The following is a 15,029-nucleotide window of genomic DNA, read 5'->3' as shown; positions in this document are numbered from 1 at the left end:
GGCCACGCGGGGGAGGGAGCACCCTCAGCCCATCGCTTGGGCTTTGAGCACGCGGCGCAGGATTTTGCCGCTGGCGGATTTCGGGATTTCATCCACGAAGTTTACTTTGTGCACCTGTTTGTAGGACGACAGTGTTTTGGCGAGATGGGCCTTGATTTCATCCTCGCTGGGGGCGGGATCGGCCGCGACGACAAAGGCCACGGGCAATTCACCCGCCTCGTCATCGGGCAGGCCGATCACAGCGGCGTCAACAATACCGTCATGGGTGACGAGGGTGGCCTCAAGTTCCGCAGGGGCGACTTGGAAGCCTTTGAATTTGATCAATTCCTTGAGGCGATCAACGATATACATATAGCCTTCGTCGTCGATATAGGCGATGTCACCTGTCTTGAGCCAGCCGTCCGGCGTTAGCGTCTCGGCGGTGGCTTTCTCGTTGTTGAGATAGCCCTTCATCACTTGCGGCCCTTTGATCCAAAGCTCCCCCTCGGAGCCTGCGGGCAAGTCCTCGCCGCTGTCCGGGTCGACGATGCGGCATTGGGTGTTGGGAAGGGCCACGCCAGACGAGCCTGATTTGGGCTTCTCGAAGGGGGTCGTGTGGGACACGGGGCTGAGTTCGGTCATACCGAAGCCTTGCAGCGACGCGCAGTTGAGGCGTTTTGCCACGGCGTCCGCGATTTCGCCGCCCAAAGGCGCCGCGCCCGAGAAGATCTGTTCGATTGATGACAAATCATAGGTGTCGACGATGGGGTGTTTGGCCAGCGCAAGGGCCACAGGCGGGACGATCCACATCCGTCGCGCCTTGTGGTCTTGTGAGATCTTCAGGAAAAGCTCCAGATCAAAGCGCGGCATGGTAACCAGCGCGCCACCGCCAGCAAGGTGGACATTCATCAGCACGTTCATGCCGTAGATGTGGAAGAAGGGCAGGAAGGCGGCGGCGACTTCACCGTCGCGCAGATCGCCGCCGATGATGACCTGATCGACGTTCACAACCAGATTGCGGTGCGACAGCATCACGCCTTTGGGCAGACCTGTAGTGCCAGAGGAATAGGGCAGTACGACTGCGTGCTCGTCCAGATCAACGGGGACCTGTGTCTCGATCGGTGCGCCGTAATAGGCGCTGAGGGGTTCGGCCCCCTCGGCTGCGTCGCCCATAACCACCACGGGCTGGCCTGCCGCATCGGCTGCGGCGGCTTGTGCAGTGTCCAGAAACATCGGCACGGTAATCAGGATATCTGCCGCGCTGTCACGCAGCTGGTGGGCGACTTCGGATGCGGTATAGGTGGGATTGATTGTGGTGATCGTGCCGCCAGCCCATGCCACCGCATGAAACACCACGCAGTAGTGCGGAATGTTCGGCGACATCAGTGCTACGGTCTTGCCCGCGCCCATGCCGCGTGCCGTCAGCCCGCCTGCAAGGGATTTGACCTGCGTCATAAACTCGGCTGCGGTCATGGCATCGCCCGTCAGCCCGTCCGTCAGGACGACCGCGTCGGGGCGGGTAGTCAGATTTTCAAAAACGCGCTCGGTAATGGATTGGTCGCGCAGGGCAATATCTGCGGCGGCTGTGGGGTATGTCATGGTGGCTCCTCTCCCTGAGCGTGTGAACTTAGGCAGAGGGGGCGGGGGTGTCCAGAGCGGTCAGGAGGCTGTTGCGACCGGGCCTTGATCGGTAAATACGATCCGCTTGCCCTCGGAGATTTCGCGTTTGAACAGGCCTGCGATGATGCGCAGGGCATCGTCATATCCCGCAGCGGCAAAACGCTGGGCCGAGGCTACGCGCAGATTGTTGGCAAAGCCCTGTGCGGCATGTGCCCAGATCATCGGATGCAGCTCTGTCAGGTGTTCGCGTACGATCCAGTCGGCACAGGCAGCGATTTGGGCGCGGTTGGCATCGGCAGCGTCATCGCCCGAAAAGGCCTGACCCATGGTATTGGCGCAATAGGCGGCCAGCAGGTTGACGGTATGCGGCTCGGGGCGGTGGGTGACGATGTCGCGCAGGCCTTCGATAAAGAACGGCAGATCGAGACGGGCGCAGGCTGTATCATCAGCAGTTATCGCGTCGAACATCACCCATGTATAGCCACCAGCGCCCCAGATATGCTGGGTGCGCGCAGCGGTGCGGCGGGCTTCCAGCTCTAGCCCCTGATAGGTGCCATACCAGCGCGGCAGCATATGGGTGCCAAGTGCGCGCAGGGGGGCCGTGTTTTCAGGGTTGAGATCAATCAGCGCCTCGTACCTGTCGGCGACTGTTTGTGAATGGCCATCGGCGCTGCACAGCAACGCACATGTCGTTGAGGCCAGCAGGGCAGATCTGGCAGGCACACCGTCAAAGGTGCTGACGATTTCGCGGGCGCGCGAAAAATGCGCTTCAAAAGCCTCGCGGTTGCGGGGGGCAATCTCGACGTCCCAGCCTACACCGCGCCATGCCCACGCCATATCAATATGGGCCTGTGCGACAATACAGCCGATCACGTAGTCGTTTGCGTGCTCTGCCAGCACATATTCCAGGGCTTCGATCCCGCGCATCAGGGGCGCGTCCTGTGCCGGGACACGGTCCAGCAGGGCATGCTCGGCTGCGAGAACGACATCGGCGCGCGCGCCAAAGGTCATTAATTCGGCCACGCACATGCCACCGGGGGTCATCTGGTTGTTTGTATCTGCCGCCTTTACCAGCGCAGACAGTTCCTGCCAGTCTTCCTGACGGACCAGACGCAGGGCGCGGTTTTGGTGTTTGTCGCGTGTGCGTTCCTCACGCGTGGGATCAGGGCAGGGAATGGACAAGCTGGCGGACTTTGGTGCGCTGCTGAACGCCGCCGTGCGGCCATGGGAGTGTTGTTTGGATCGCGGCTGCGGCCTGTTCGCGGCGGGCGTGGCCAGCACGTTGGCCTGAGCGTCGTGCTGCGCAAGCTGTGGCACAATGGCTGGCGCATTTAGGGCTGCCGTTACCGGCGTATCTACATCGGGGCGGCTGTCTGGTTGCGCAGCGCGGACAGTTCGGCCAAGGCCGGGCAGTTTGCGAAACAGAGTGGACAGGTGTGTCATAGCGATCAATCCAATGTAGAATCCACAGGGGCTCAGTTCGGCTAATGTGCTGCGGCAATAGGGCGCGATCATGGCGCGCAGTGGGTGAAGTCGCGAATTTCGACAGGCTTCTGGCGCTGTAAACTGATTGAAATGCGGCGGATTGTTGCGTGTTCCAAGGGAATCTGGCGTTGATTGGCCCAGTGTGTCCGATTGCGTGACAATGGCCGGTGGGGGGCCAGCGATCGCATCTTGTCAGATGCGGCAGATCACGGTCATACTGCGAGCTATGACGGGGATGTTTACACAACTGCGCGCGGCGCAGATGGGTTTTGTTTGCGCGGCAGCACTGCTGGCGGGCACCACAGTCTATGCGCAGTCGACGCAAAGCGGCAGCATCGCCGCCCCTTTCGTTAGTGCGCCCGATACGCCTTTGGTGCCGAAAGATGGCGCCTTGACCAATGCGCCCGATGCGATTGCGCCTGATGCAAATACCGCGCTCGTACCTGATGCACCTGAAACGATTGCACCCGGCTTGGACAGTACGAGAGTTGCCTTGCTGACCCCTACGCCGGGTATTCCATTGCTGGATGGTTCAGCCTTTGACGTGCGCCCGCCTGCGCGGCGGGCAAATGTACCGCGTACAAGATGGCAGCACATGCAAGGTCATACGCTGTGGACCCGCGCGGCCCTGTCTGCGCTCAAGGATCACGGGAAGCCGCTGGTGGAGATGGTGCCGCGCGATATTGCCGATTGGTGCCCTGCCTATCCATCCAATGAGCCAAGCCAGCGGCGGGCGTTCTGGGTGGGATATATGTCGGCCTTGGCCAAGCACGAAAGTACTTACAAACCGTGGGCTGTCGGGGGCGGTGGCAAATGGTACGGGCTGCTGCAAATCCTGCCTGCGACGGCGCGGGGATACAAATGTAATGTCGGCACAGGTGAGGCGCTGAAAAACGGCGCGGCGAACCTGAGCTGTGGTGTACGGATTATGACCTACACGGTTCAGCGTGATGGCGTGATCCACGGCCGTGATCGCAAGTGGCGCGGTGTGAGTGCGGACTGGGGCCCGATGCGCAACCCTGCCAAGCGGCGCGATATGGCGGGTTGGCTCAAACGGCAGAGTTATTGCCAGCTTGTCGGCAACACGCGGCCGCGCGCACGGCCCTAGTAGGCGGGTCGCTTTCTGGCGCGTGCGGTTTGGGCATACGACAGCCTGTCTGCAGATTATCCCAGCAGCGAAAAGTGGTGGCGTCTGGTGGTCAGGCCTGCAGTGCGCGCGGCAGGTTCGAACTCGGTATGGGGGGGTGTTGCCGGATAAGGCACGCGAATTTTCACGCCTGAAGGGCGCACCACAGTCAGGCGTACCGACAGGTCCAGACGTGTGTCAAACCGCAGGTGGTCAATCTCGCTGATGGCGATATCGGCCTGCTGGCGGGGCGTTTGCCAGCGCATGTGGGTCGCATCCAGCGTAAAGGTCGCGCGCGGGTTCGTGACATAGTCATAGAGCGCGGGCAGGGTGAAAAGGCCTACCAGTGTCAGGATCACGGGCGAGGCTTCAACCAGCAGATAAGCGGTGAGCAGCAGCGCCCAGATGCCCGACAGCACAAGTGCAGTGGCAGGGCGGCGGCCTTGGCTTGTGTAGCTATAGGGATCGCTCATGCAGTGCGGAAAATGCGGGCCAGCGCGCCCATGGCATCGGCCTGTGCCGCACTTGGCATACCTTTCGTGCCTTGGGCGGTTATGTCACCCAGCACCGACATCATCTTTCCGAAGTACGGTCCGTGATCGAGCTGTTTGAGCCGCTTTGTCAGCCGTTCGAAAGCGGGCGTGGGGCCGCCGCCCTGATCCACCAGCCACGGGGCCAGAGCGCAATAATCAGCGACCCGCTGGTCGTCCAGCCCGAGATGTTTGCGCATGGACTGCTGGAGTGTGGCGTGGGGGTGTTCGGTATGTTCGTCCATCCGCGCAAAGGCGACGGCCATCGCTGCGAGACAAAGCTCGGGCGTGTGGATGCTGACGATGGAGTGGACATTGGGCTGGGCATGAAAGCCCACGCGTTTTGCAGCTGCGCGCACGGGGGCAGGTGCCTCTATCATTCCGCCAATCAGATAGGCACCGCGCTGAAGGCGGCGGTAGAGCAAAAAGCCAGCAAGCGCGGTTGCGGCCAGCAAAAGTATCGTAAGCATGCCGTGTCTACCTTCCGCCAGTCACATCAAGGGTCGAGCCTGTGACATAGCTTGCCTGATCGGACATGAGCCATAAGACGGCTTGGGCGACTTCGTCGGCACTGCCCGTGCGCTGCATGGGAACATTGGAGGCAAGGCGCGCGGCGCGATCGGGATCGCCGCCCTTGGCGTGGATTTGTGTATCAATCAGTCCCGGTGCAATGCCCATGACGCGCAGACCTGCTGCGGCAACTTCGTCGGACAGACCTTTGGTAAAGATATCCATCGCGGCTTTGGTGGCGGCATAATCGACGTATTGGTTGGCCGAGCCCAGCCGTGCGGCGGCGGAGGTGACGTTGATAATCACGCCCGAGCCGCGCGGCTCCATCCGCCGGACGGCGGCGGCGGCGACCAGCATTGCACCAATGACGTTCACATCAAACATCTCGCGCAGGCGCGCATGGGTCAAGTCGGCCACGCGGGTGGCAGGGGCCACGATGCCTGCGTTGTTGATTAGTGCGGCTAGCGGTCCTGTGGCGTCAACCCGCGCAAACACGGTTTCGATGGCCTTTGGATCGGCCACATCGGCCTGAATGATCTGCGCGCGCGCGCCGTGACCTATGCAAGCATTGGCGACGGCCTGCGCGCCTGCGGCATCGCTGTTGTAGGTCAGGATCAAGTCATAGCCGCGCTGGGCGGCGAGCGTGGCGCAAGCAGCGCCAATGCCGGCGGAAGCGCCGGTGATAAGGCAGAGGGGGCGTGTCATGGGGCAGCTATTCTCGTTAGCATTTCGGTTGTGTCGCGGCTTAGGTCGGGTGTGGAGAGGATACGCTGCACTTGTGTCAATATCATGTCACGGCGGGCGGGGTCATAGCGTTTCCATGTCTGGAAGGCGCTGCACATGCGCGCGGTGGTCTGCGGGTTCACGGGATCAAGTCTGATCAGCCAGTCGGCCAGCAGTTCGTAGCCCGCACCCGAGGCGTGGTGGAACCCTGCATGGTGCATGGCAAGACTGCCAAATACCGCGCGGAAACGGTTGGGGTTTTTCCAGTTGAAATCGGGGTGTTTGGTGAGGGTGGCGGCGACCTCGTGGGCATCCTCGGGATCGGCCTCGTTCACTTGCAGGCCGAACCATTTGTCCATCACCAGACGGTCGTCTTTCCACTGGGCCTCAAACGCCTTGAGGGCTGCCTCACCGCGTCCTGCGCGGATCAGATTGGCGAGGGCGGCGAGCTGTTGGGTCATGTTGTCGGCGTGGTCGTACTGCTCGGCGGCCAGTTTGCCCCCATCGACGCGGGTGAGCAGCGACAAGGCGGCATTTCCTAGCGCCCGCATGCCCGATTGTTCGGCATTGGGGGCATAAGCCTCGGTGACGAGATTGTCTTCATAAAGCTGCGGCAGCACATCCTGAAACTGCTGCACCATGGCGTCGCGCAGGGCTTCTAGCGTTGCATAGATGATATCGGGCTCTGGCACATGGCCTGCGTCATGCAGGGCGGTCGCAAGTTCCGACTGGGTGGGCAGGGCCATCATCAGGCGGCGGTAAGCCGGATCAAGGCTGGTATCATCGAGTACGCTTTGCAGTCCGCGCAGATAGGCAGGATCAGGGCGGGTGCCGTTGAGCATCATGTCTATCAGTGTGTTGCGGGCTAGCGTGCGCCCCGCCTCCCAACGGTTGAAGGGATCGGTGTCATAGGCCAGCAGATGCGCGTGATCGGCAGCGTGATCGAGCACCACAGGGGCAGAAAAGCCCCGCAGTATGGAGGCGGTGGGGCGCGCGGACAGACCCGTGAAGGTAAAGCTCTGGGTGGCTTGGGTCATCTCTAGAATGGTTGTGGGCGCAACCTCGCTGCCGTCTTTGCCCAGCAGACCCACGGCTATGGGGATGACATAGGGTTGCGGGGCGGGTGTGGCCGCGCTGGGCGGTGTGTGCTGCGTGAAGGTGAGCGTGAGCGTGTCACCTGCCCACGTCTCTTCGGCTTTCAGGCGGGGTGTGCCAGCTTGGGAGTACCAGCGTTTGAACTGTGTGAGGTCGCGGCCTGTAGTGTCCTCGAAGACCTTGAGCCAGTCCTCGATGGTTGCTGCATCGCCGTCATGGCGGTCGAAGTACAGTGTCACGGCCTGCGCATAGGCATCATCGCCGACGAGGGTTTTGAGCATACGGATGACTTCCGCGCCCTTCTCGTAGATGGTGGCGGTGTAGAAGTTGTTGATCTCCTGAAAACTCTCGGGGCGCACAGGGTGGGCCAGCGGGCCTTGGTCTTCGGCAAACTGGCGGCCGCGCAGATCAATCACATCGCCGATGCGTTTTACGGGGGCGCTGCGCATGTCGGAGGTGAACTGGCTGTCGCGGAAAACGGTCAACCCTTCCTTGAGGCACAGCTGGAACCAGTCACGGCAGGTGATGCGGTTGCCTGTCCAGTTGTGGAAGTATTCATGTGCAATGATCGCCTCGATCCGCTCGAAATTCGTATCGGTGGAGGTGGCCTGCGAAGCAAGTACGGCGGAGGAGTTGAAGATGTTAAGGCCCTTGTTCTCCATCGCGCCCATGTTGAAGTCATCGACGGCGACGATGTTGAACAGATCCAGATCGTATTCACGGCCGTATACGTCCTCGTCCCACTTCATACTGTCTTTGAGCGCCTGCATGCCAAATGCGCATTTTCCCTCGTCACCGGGGCGCACATAGAGGTTGAGCGCGACATCGCGCCCCGACATGGTGGTGAAACTGTCTGAATGGGCAACCAGATCTCCAGCGACCAGCGCAAAGAGGTAGGCGGGTTTGGGCCACGGGTCATGCCATTTGGCGAGATGCTTTTGCGTGACGACGGGATTACCATTGGAGAGCAAAACGGGATGGGGCCCTTCGATGGTGACGGTAAACACGCTCATCACATCGGGGCGGTCGGGATAGAAGGTGATCTTGCGAAAGCCCTCGGCCTCGCATTGGGTGCAATACATGCCGTTCGACATATAGAGCCCTTCGAGGGCTGTATTGTTTGCGGGGTCAATCTCGACCTCGGCCTCCCATGTGAAGGGGCCGTCGGGTACGGCGGTGCGCAGGCCCGTGGCGGTTACTTCGGGATCAACGGGCGTTTTGTCAATTTGTGCCCAGATCAGTTTCACGTTTTCGCCGTGCAGGAACATGGTTGGCACGGGTTCGTCGGGGTCTTTGACATAGGCAGGGTTTGGCACAAATCGGATGGTCGAGCGGACCCGCGTGGCATGGGGGTCGAGCGTGAAGTGCAACTCGACGCTTTCTACCGTCCAGGGAAATGGCGTGTAGTCGGAGAGGTAAACCGTTTGGGGGGCTGCGTCGCGCATCATTTCGCCTTTTTATGGAACCAATCTGGATAGCGGCACGTTAAGTCTGCAACAGCCCGCCTGCAAGCGGGGAGCAACGGATAAAGGAGAACAGATCATGTCTGCACCCGACACAAATATCGGTATTCAAGAGAAGCGTCACCGTCCCGCCCTGCTGGGGATCAAGGGTGCGATGCTGTTCGGCGCGCTTATGGTGATCGGTCTGCTAGGTCTAAATATGATGAACGCAGGCGATCCTGATGCCGTAACCAACACCGATCAGGCGGGAACGGCCGCCACTGCGGCGCAGACCGATGTTTATGAGCCCGGAACAAATTCATCCGCAACACCGCTCGCGACGGATTGATCGGTCAACACAGAAATTTCGATTTATCGGGGCGTCCTGCTGGGGCGCCCCTTTTTTGTGCGCGCAGCGGGGCTACGTAGGGCAAAATGGGAAAGCATGTAAAAAAGGGTGATTTGCCGCAGAAAGTCTGTGCGACCTGTGGCAAACCGTTTAGCTGGCGCAAGAAATGGGCGGCGGTTTGGGACGAGGTGCGCTATTGCTCGCAGCGATGCAAACGTGCGCGCGGCGCAGCGCAATAGCAGCTGTCTGTTGCCAGTGGCGCTGCTGCGTTGTTTAAGGTGCGCACGGTTTGGCAGGCGTTGTCTTTTCTATTCCAGAGAGTCGCGCCTGTTGACGGTGGTAAAGCCGAGGGGCCAGCCTTTCGGATAAAATGTAGAATTTGAGCCAGCAGAACAGGCAAACGTGCGTTTGTGCGGATGTCGTGCGGAATTGTAGAGGAAGAAAAGATGAGTGTTTCATTGAGAAAAGCGCGGTCGGTGATCCGTAAGACCTTGGAAAAAGGTGCCGAGCTGGAGCTTAAGCCGCTGTCGGTTGTTGTGCTGGATGCGGGCGGGCATGTGATCGCATTCGAGCGGCAGGACGGGGCAGCGCCCGGACGTTTTGCTATCGCGCATGGCAAGGCATACGGCGCTGTGATGCTAGGCATGGCAGGCACTGCACAGATGGCGCGTGCCGAGGCGCAGGCTTATTTTATGCAGTCGGTAAATGGCGTGTTCGGCGGGCAGGTCGTACCTGTGCCTGGGGGTGTTTTGCTGCGCACCGCCAAGGGGGCCGTGATCGGCGCTGTTGGCGTAACGGGTGATACCTCCGACAACGATGCGATTGCGGCCATGGCGGGCATCGAAGGCGCAGGCCTGATTGGTGAAATCTAAAGATTTGCCTGTTTAATATGCGTGCAGGCCCCAGCGGCGGGCCTGCATTACTTTGGGGTGTTGAGGCTGGGGCCGCTGCGCGCTAGCATCCACCCATCAATTTGTCGGGGAGTAGTGTAATGGGTCGGCCTGTGATTGGCATTATCGGCAACAGCTATCTGTTGAACGACCAGTATCCTGTGCATGCGGGCGGGGTCATGAACTCTACCGCTGTGGCGGAGGTGTCGGGCTGTATGCCGATGTTGGTGCCGTCGTGCCCTGATTTGGTGTCCGTCGGCGAGTTGATGGACTGTTGTGACGGTTTTCTGCTGACAGGTGGTCGGCCCAATGTGCATCCCGAGGAATACGGCGAGGCAGAAACGCCTGCACACGGCGAGTTTGACCGTGCGCGCGACAAGGTTGTGTTGGAACTGGTGCGCGCCTGTGTGGCAGTGGGCCAGCCCGTATTCGGCATTTGCCGCGGATTTCAGGAAGTGAATGTTGCCATGGGCGGCACGCTGTACCCCGAAATCCGCGATCTGCCAGGCCGGATGAACCACCGCATGCCACCCGATGGGACGATGGAAGAGAAATTCGAGCTGCGCCACGATGTACGATTTACAAAAGGCGGTGTGTTCCATGGTGTGATGGGCGCCGAGGTTGTGCGGACCAATACGTTGCATGGCCAAGGCATCAAAACCGCAGGCCAACGCATTGTTGTCGACGGCCATGCGGAGGACGGCACGCCAGAGGCGATTTATGTCGAGGGGGCTGCGGGTTTCACCCTCGCTGTGCAGTGGCACCCTGAATACGAGGCGGCGAAAGATCCTGTGTCGCGCCCGTTGTTCGAGGCATTCGGTGCTGCGGCACGCGACTGGGCCGCTGGCGCACGCCCTACGGCGGTAGCCCGCGCAGTATAGAGAGCAAAGCGGCGTGGGATGACCCCGCCGCTCTGCTGTGCGCTGGGCAGCTACATCATGCCGCCTGCGATTTCGATGCTTTGACCATTGATACTGCCCGAGCCTTCGCCAACCAGCCAAGCAGCAGCGGCCGAAACTTCATCCACTGTAATCAGGCGCTTGTGGCGGTTTGCCTTGACCATCATGTTACGCGCGTCTTCTTCGGAAATGCCTGCACGTTCCGAAATGGATTTGGTGTTGCGGGTCACGATAGGGGTGTCCACGTATCCGGGGCAGAGCGAATTAAAGGTATAGGGCTTGCCCATGTACTCCTCGCTTAGTGACCGGATGAGGCCGATCATCCCGTGTTTTGAGGCCGAATAACACGCAGCCCCCGGCAACCCTTTGAGCCCTGCCATGGAGGACACGGCAATCACGCGGCCCCAATCGGTGGTCTGCATGGATTTCAGGCTTTCGCGGATTGTAAGGAACGCGCCATCGAGATTGGTCGCCATCATGTCGCGCCAGAATGTCATGTCGGTTTTGTGCGCGGCTTTGCCTGTGGCGAGGCCCGCGTTCGGTACACAAATCTGGATCGGGCCATGCGCCTCGACGGCGGCCGCGATTTTGGCAATCACGTCTGCTTCGTTCTGCACATCCATCGCCAAGGGCGTCATTCCGTCTGTGGCCACCTCGTCGAGAACCTCTTGTCGGCGCCCAGTGATGGTGACGTGCGCGCCGCGCGCAACCAGCATTTGCGCGATAGCAAGGCCGATGCCTGTGCCGCCGCCCGTAATCAGTGCGTGTTTTTCCTGCAGTGTCATTTGTCTCTCTCCCTTATTTTAGAGTGTGAGTGTAGGCAGGGTGCTGGGCGGCGGATAGAGGGCGCGGTTTTAACGTCACGGCAGAGCGGGTGATTCTGTTTTGCGTGTGCGATGCAATGTTGCGTATGGAGTGGCGCGCGTGAAATATTGTTTCGATGCATTAAAGTGCATTAAATATAAGTTGTTTTCGTCGCATTGGTCAAAAAAGCTGCACAAGACTGCGCATTATGCAGGTGCAGCGCTTGTTTGTCGGGGACCTGCGCGCTAGGTCCAAGCATTATCTGCGACACGCCAGTTTCGGCACCAAACGCAATTTTGGGAGATTTTGAGTGAAGATCGGGACACCTAAAGAGGTATTCGAAGGCGAGCGCCGCGTGGCGATGACGCCTGACAGTGCGCTACAACTACAAAAACTGGGGCATGAGTGCCTGATCGAAGCGGGAGCGGGACATGCCTCCGGTTTTGATGATGCGGCCTATGCTGCGGCAGGCGTGGAGGTGGTGAAAACCGCCGCTGCCCTGTGGAAAGCGGCGGATGTGGTTGCCAAAGTGCGCGCCCCTGACGCTGGCGAGATGAAAAAGCTGCGCGAAGGCCAGACGCTTATCTCGTTCTTCAGCCCTGTTGCGGATGAAGCGCACATGCAGGCGGCTGCCAAAAAGGGCGCCACTGTTGTCGCGATGGAGATGATCCCGCGTATTTCGCGCGCGCAGAAAATGGACGCGCTGTCGTCGATGGCCAATATCGCAGGCTACCGCGCTGTTATTGAAGCTGGTAACAACTTTGGCCGTTTCTTTACGGGTCAGATTACGGCAGCGGGTAAAGTTCCGCCTGCAAAAGTGCTGGTGATCGGTGCGGGTGTTGCAGGTCTGGCAGCGATTGGTACGTCTACCTCGCTGGGCGCGATCACGCTGGCGTTTGACGTGCGCCCCGAAGTGGCCGAGCAGGTCGAAAGCATGGGTGCCGAATTCGTTTACCTCGATTTCGAGGAAGAGCAGCAGGACGGTGCGGTAACAGGCGGCTATGCCTCTGTGTCCTCTCCTGAATTCCGCGAGGCGCAGCTGGCCAAATTCCGCGAGTTGGCCCCGGAAGTCGATATCGTGATTTGTACCGCGTTGATCCCGAACCGCGAGGCACCAGAGCTGTGGACCGAAGATATGGTTGCGGCGATGAAATCCGGCTCGGTGATTGTGGATCTGGCGGCAGAGAAGGGTGGTAACTGTAAGCAGACGGTCATGGACGAAAAGATCGTCACCAAGAATGGTGTAACGATCATCGGTTATACCGATTTCCCCAGCCGGATGGGCGCGCAGGCCTCAACGCTGTACGCAACCAATATCCGTCATTTGATGACCGATCTGACACCTGAAAAAGACGGTGTTATAAACCACAACATGGAAGACGACGTCATCCGCGGGGCGACGATTGCCCACGCGAAAGAAGTCACCTTCCCGCCGCCACCCCCCAAGGTGAACGCGATTGCGCAGCAGAAAAACAAACCTGCCGCGCCCAAAGAGCTGACGCCGGAAGAAAAGCGCGCGGCCGAGACAGCTGCGTTTAAGGCACAGACGAAAAATCAAGTGATCCTGCTGGCTGTTGGTGGCGCGTTGCTGCTGTCGGTCGGGCTGATCGCACCAGCCAGCTTTATGCAGCACTTTATCGTGTTCATCCTGTCGGTGTTTATCGGATTTCAGGTCATCTGGGGCGTTGCGCACAGCCTGCACACTCCGCTGATGGCGGTGACCAATGCGATTTCGTCTATCGTTATCCTTGGCGCGCTGATCCAGATCGGGTCGAGTTCGTTTCTGATCACGCTGCTGGCGGCGCTGGGCATTTTCATGGCTTCCATCAACATCTTTGGCGGCTTCCTCGTGACACGGCGCATGCTCGCCATGTTCCAGAAATCTTAAAGGACAGGTCACATGGAATACGGATTTACAATTGCGGCCTATGCGGTTGCGGCGGTTCTTTTCATTTTGTCACTGGGCGGGCTTAGCGGTCAGGAAAGTGCAAAGCGTGCTGTTTGGTACGGTATCGTGGGCATGGCCATTGCGGTTGTCGCCACGCTGATCGGGCCTGGTCAGGGGTTGTGGCTGCTGTCGCTGATCCTGATCGCGGCGGGCGCGGCTGTTGGCTATCAGTTGGCCACCAAAGTGCAAATGACGCAGATGCCTGAACTGGTGGCAATTATGCACAGCCTTGTTGGTCTGGCTGCGGTATTTGTCGGGTTCAACGCGGATCTGATGATCAACGATATTGCAGGGCTTTACGAAGAGGCGGGTCAGGTCTTTGGCGCAGTCGGGCCGAATGGCTACACTGCCGTCGGTCTGCCTGCGGCGACCTATGAGGGATTGTCCTCGTTCGGGCAGCTCATCGCCAAGAAAACCGGGGTCGAGATCGGCATTTTGCGGGTCGAGCTGGTGCTGGGCATCTGGATTGGTGCTGTGACCTTTACGGGGTCCATCATCGCCTATGGCAAGCTGGCGGGTAAGGTAGACACATCGGCAGCCAAGCTGCCGGGTGGGCATCTGCTGAATGCCGGTGCTGCGGGTCTGTCGCTGCTGTTTGCGATTATGTATCTTTCGGGTGCAGGCAGCTGGACGCTGGTACTGCTGACACTGCTGGCGCTGTTTATCGGTTATCACCTGATCATGGGCATCGGCGGCGCGGATATGCCGGTGGTTGTATCCATGCTTAACAGCTATTCTGGCTGGGCTGCGGCGGCGATTGGTTTCAGCCTTGGCAACGATCTGTTGATCGTGGTTGGTGCGTTGGTCGGCTCGTCCGGTGCGATCCTGTCCTACATCATGTGTAAGGCGATGAACCGTTCGTTTGTCTCGGTCATTCTGGGTGGCTTTGGTGGCCCAGCAGGCGAGCAGATGGCCGTTGAGGGCGAGCAGATCGCCATCGAGGCCGATGGTGTGGCGCAGGCCTTGAACGAGGCCGATAGTGTCATCATCATCCCTGGCTATGGTATGGCTGTGGCGCAGGCGCAGTCAGCCGTCAGCGATCTGGTCAAAAAGCTGCGGGCGCAGGGCAAGAATGTGCGGTTTGCCATTCACCCTGTTGCGGGCCGTTTGCCTGGACACATGAACGTGCTGCTGGCCGAAGCCAAGGTGCCCTATGACATCGTGATGGAGATGGACGAGATCAACGATGACTTCCCCACCACCGACGTGGCGATTGTAATCGGGTCCAATGACATCGTGAACCCTGCCGCACAGGATGATCCTAACAGCCCCATCGCCGGCATGCCGGTTCTGGAGTGCTGGAAGGCCAAGCAGGTGTTCGTGTCCAAGCGCGGGCAGGGTACGGGATATTCCGGTATCGAGAACCCGCTATTCTTTAAAGAGAACACGCGCATGTTCTATGGGGATGCAAAAGCGTCGCTGGATAAGCTGCTGCCGATGATCGATTGATCTGCCATCGGGGCGATGCCCCGCCAAGGCATATGCAACGCAAGCGCCCTGCCAGAAATGGTGGGGCGTTTTGCATTTGTACGGGTGTTATTGGCGCTTCGTGAATGGCGTCTGCGCGCGAGGTTGGGCGTTCACGTATTGTGGCTGGTGAAGGCAGGGTGGCGCATGGCGTGGTGGTGA

Annotated in this window: 14 protein-coding genes; 7 read left to right on the top strand and 7 right to left on the bottom strand. The window is 59.7% G+C overall.

The features are described 5' to 3' along the window. Positions 1-24: 24 nt before the first annotated feature. Together Q0903_RS14615 and Q0903_RS14610 are read right to left on the bottom strand one after the other, a co-directional pair. Entirely contained in the window at positions 25-1,578 is a 1,554-nt protein-coding gene (locus Q0903_RS14615) for an AMP-binding protein (protein ID WP_299416660.1), read from the bottom strand. Between the two features lie 60 nt (positions 1,579-1,638). Further along, complete coding sequence (locus tag Q0903_RS14610) at positions 1,639-3,042, bottom strand: hypothetical protein (protein ID WP_299416658.1); 1,404 nt, start codon at positions 3,040-3,042, stop codon at positions 1,639-1,641. 277 nt (positions 3,043-3,319) lie between these two features. On the opposite strand from Q0903_RS14610, the gene Q0903_RS14605 reads away from it, so the two are divergent. Further along, positions 3,320-4,192 (top strand): transglycosylase SLT domain-containing protein, encoded by an 873-nt coding sequence (locus Q0903_RS14605; RefSeq protein WP_366141505.1) that lies wholly within the window; start codon positions 3,320-3,322, stop codon positions 4,190-4,192. 56 nt (positions 4,193-4,248) lie between these two features. Here Q0903_RS14605 and Q0903_RS14600 read toward each other — a convergent pair whose 3' ends face one another. The 4 genes from Q0903_RS14600 to pepN are packed head-to-tail and all read right to left on the bottom strand — an operon-like array spanning position 4,249 to position 8,513. Beyond that, positions 4,249-4,683, bottom strand: coding sequence for a hypothetical protein (locus tag Q0903_RS14600; protein WP_299416656.1), 435 nt, complete (start codon positions 4,681-4,683; stop codon positions 4,249-4,251). Beyond that, positions 4,680-5,210, bottom strand: a complete 531-nt coding sequence (locus tag Q0903_RS14595; RefSeq protein WP_299023848.1) for a hypothetical protein — start codon at positions 5,208-5,210, stop codon at positions 4,680-4,682. The genes Q0903_RS14600 and Q0903_RS14595 overlap by 4 nt, the downstream gene beginning before the upstream one ends. Before the next feature lie 7 nt (positions 5,211-5,217). Then, positions 5,218-5,955 (bottom strand): SDR family oxidoreductase, encoded by a 738-nt coding sequence (locus tag Q0903_RS14590; protein WP_299416654.1) that lies wholly within the window; start codon positions 5,953-5,955, stop codon positions 5,218-5,220. Continuing rightward, on the bottom strand, positions 5,952-8,513 hold the full coding sequence (gene pepN / locus Q0903_RS14585; protein WP_299416652.1) for an aminopeptidase N: 2,562 nt from the start codon (positions 8,511-8,513) through the stop codon (positions 5,952-5,954). The genes Q0903_RS14590 and pepN overlap by 4 nt, the downstream gene beginning before the upstream one ends. Positions 8,514-8,610: 97 nt before the next feature. Between pepN and Q0903_RS14580 the strand changes: the two genes are divergently transcribed. From Q0903_RS14580 to Q0903_RS14565, 4 genes are all read left to right on the top strand, one after another. Beyond that, positions 8,611-8,859, top strand: a complete 249-nt coding sequence (locus Q0903_RS14580) for a hypothetical protein (protein WP_299416650.1) — start codon at positions 8,611-8,613, stop codon at positions 8,857-8,859. Positions 8,860-8,945: 86 nt separating this feature from the next. Beyond that, a complete protein-coding gene (locus Q0903_RS14575; RefSeq protein WP_299416648.1) occupies positions 8,946-9,098 on the top strand; it encodes a DUF2256 domain-containing protein in 153 nt (50 codons plus the stop codon). Between the two features lie 207 nt (positions 9,099-9,305). Beyond that, entirely contained in the window at positions 9,306-9,731 is a 426-nt protein-coding gene (locus Q0903_RS14570) for a heme-binding protein (protein WP_299023843.1), read from the top strand. A gap of 119 nt (positions 9,732-9,850) precedes the next feature. Further along, entirely contained in the window at positions 9,851-10,630 is a 780-nt protein-coding gene (locus tag Q0903_RS14565) for a gamma-glutamyl-gamma-aminobutyrate hydrolase family protein (RefSeq protein WP_299023842.1), read from the top strand. Between the two features lie 50 nt (positions 10,631-10,680). Here Q0903_RS14565 and Q0903_RS14560 read toward each other — a convergent pair whose 3' ends face one another. Beyond that, positions 10,681-11,433, bottom strand: coding sequence for an SDR family oxidoreductase (locus Q0903_RS14560; protein ID WP_299416645.1), 753 nt, complete (start codon positions 11,431-11,433; stop codon positions 10,681-10,683). Positions 11,434-11,762: 329 nt separating this feature from the next. On the opposite strand from Q0903_RS14560, the gene Q0903_RS14555 reads away from it, so the two are divergent. After that, entirely contained in the window at positions 11,763-13,340 is a 1,578-nt protein-coding gene (locus Q0903_RS14555) for a Re/Si-specific NAD(P)(+) transhydrogenase subunit alpha (RefSeq protein WP_299023840.1), read from the top strand. Between the two features lie 12 nt (positions 13,341-13,352). Then, positions 13,353-14,849, top strand: a complete 1,497-nt coding sequence (locus Q0903_RS14550) for an NAD(P)(+) transhydrogenase (Re/Si-specific) subunit beta (RefSeq protein ID WP_299023839.1) — start codon at positions 13,353-13,355, stop codon at positions 14,847-14,849. Positions 14,850-15,029 lie beyond the last annotated feature (180 nt).

It is taken from the genome of uncultured Sulfitobacter sp. (genome assembly GCF_947502895.1).
GTDB lineage: Bacteria > Pseudomonadota > Alphaproteobacteria > Rhodobacterales > Rhodobacteraceae > Sulfitobacter.
This window is presented reverse-complemented; position numbering and strand designations above follow the sequence as displayed.

Bases quoted from the DNA above. Each gene is read 5' to 3' on its own strand.
- Q0903_RS14580 (WP_299416650.1), top strand. From the start codon at position 8,611: ATGTCTGCACCCGACACAAATATCGGTATTCAAGAGAAGCGTCACCGT.
- Q0903_RS14615 (WP_299416660.1), bottom strand. From the start codon at position 1,578: ATGACATACCCCACAGCCGCCGCAGATATTGCCCTGCGCGACCAATCC.
- Q0903_RS14610 (WP_299416658.1), bottom strand. From the start codon at position 3,042: ATGACACACCTGTCCACTCTGTTTCGCAAACTGCCCGGCCTTGGCCGA.
- Q0903_RS14570 (WP_299023843.1), top strand. From the start codon at position 9,306: ATGAGTGTTTCATTGAGAAAAGCGCGGTCGGTGATCCGTAAGACCTTG.
- Q0903_RS14600 (WP_299416656.1), bottom strand. From the start codon at position 4,683: ATGAGCGATCCCTATAGCTACACAAGCCAAGGCCGCCGCCCTGCCACT.
- Q0903_RS14595 (WP_299023848.1), bottom strand. From the start codon at position 5,210: ATGCTTACGATACTTTTGCTGGCCGCAACCGCGCTTGCTGGCTTTTTG.
- Q0903_RS14575 (WP_299416648.1), top strand. From the start codon at position 8,946: ATGGGAAAGCATGTAAAAAAGGGTGATTTGCCGCAGAAAGTCTGTGCG.
- Q0903_RS14550 (WP_299023839.1), top strand. From the start codon at position 13,353: ATGGAATACGGATTTACAATTGCGGCCTATGCGGTTGCGGCGGTTCTT.
- Q0903_RS14565 (WP_299023842.1), top strand. From the start codon at position 9,851: ATGGGTCGGCCTGTGATTGGCATTATCGGCAACAGCTATCTGTTGAAC.
- pepN (WP_299416652.1), bottom strand. From the start codon at position 8,513: ATGCGCGACGCAGCCCCCCAAACGGTTTACCTCTCCGACTACACGCCA.
- Q0903_RS14605 (WP_366141505.1), top strand. From the start codon at position 3,320: ATGTTTACACAACTGCGCGCGGCGCAGATGGGTTTTGTTTGCGCGGCA.
- Q0903_RS14590 (WP_299416654.1), bottom strand. From the start codon at position 5,955: ATGACACGCCCCCTCTGCCTTATCACCGGCGCTTCCGCCGGCATTGGC.
- Q0903_RS14560 (WP_299416645.1), bottom strand. From the start codon at position 11,433: ATGACACTGCAGGAAAAACACGCACTGATTACGGGCGGCGGCACAGGC.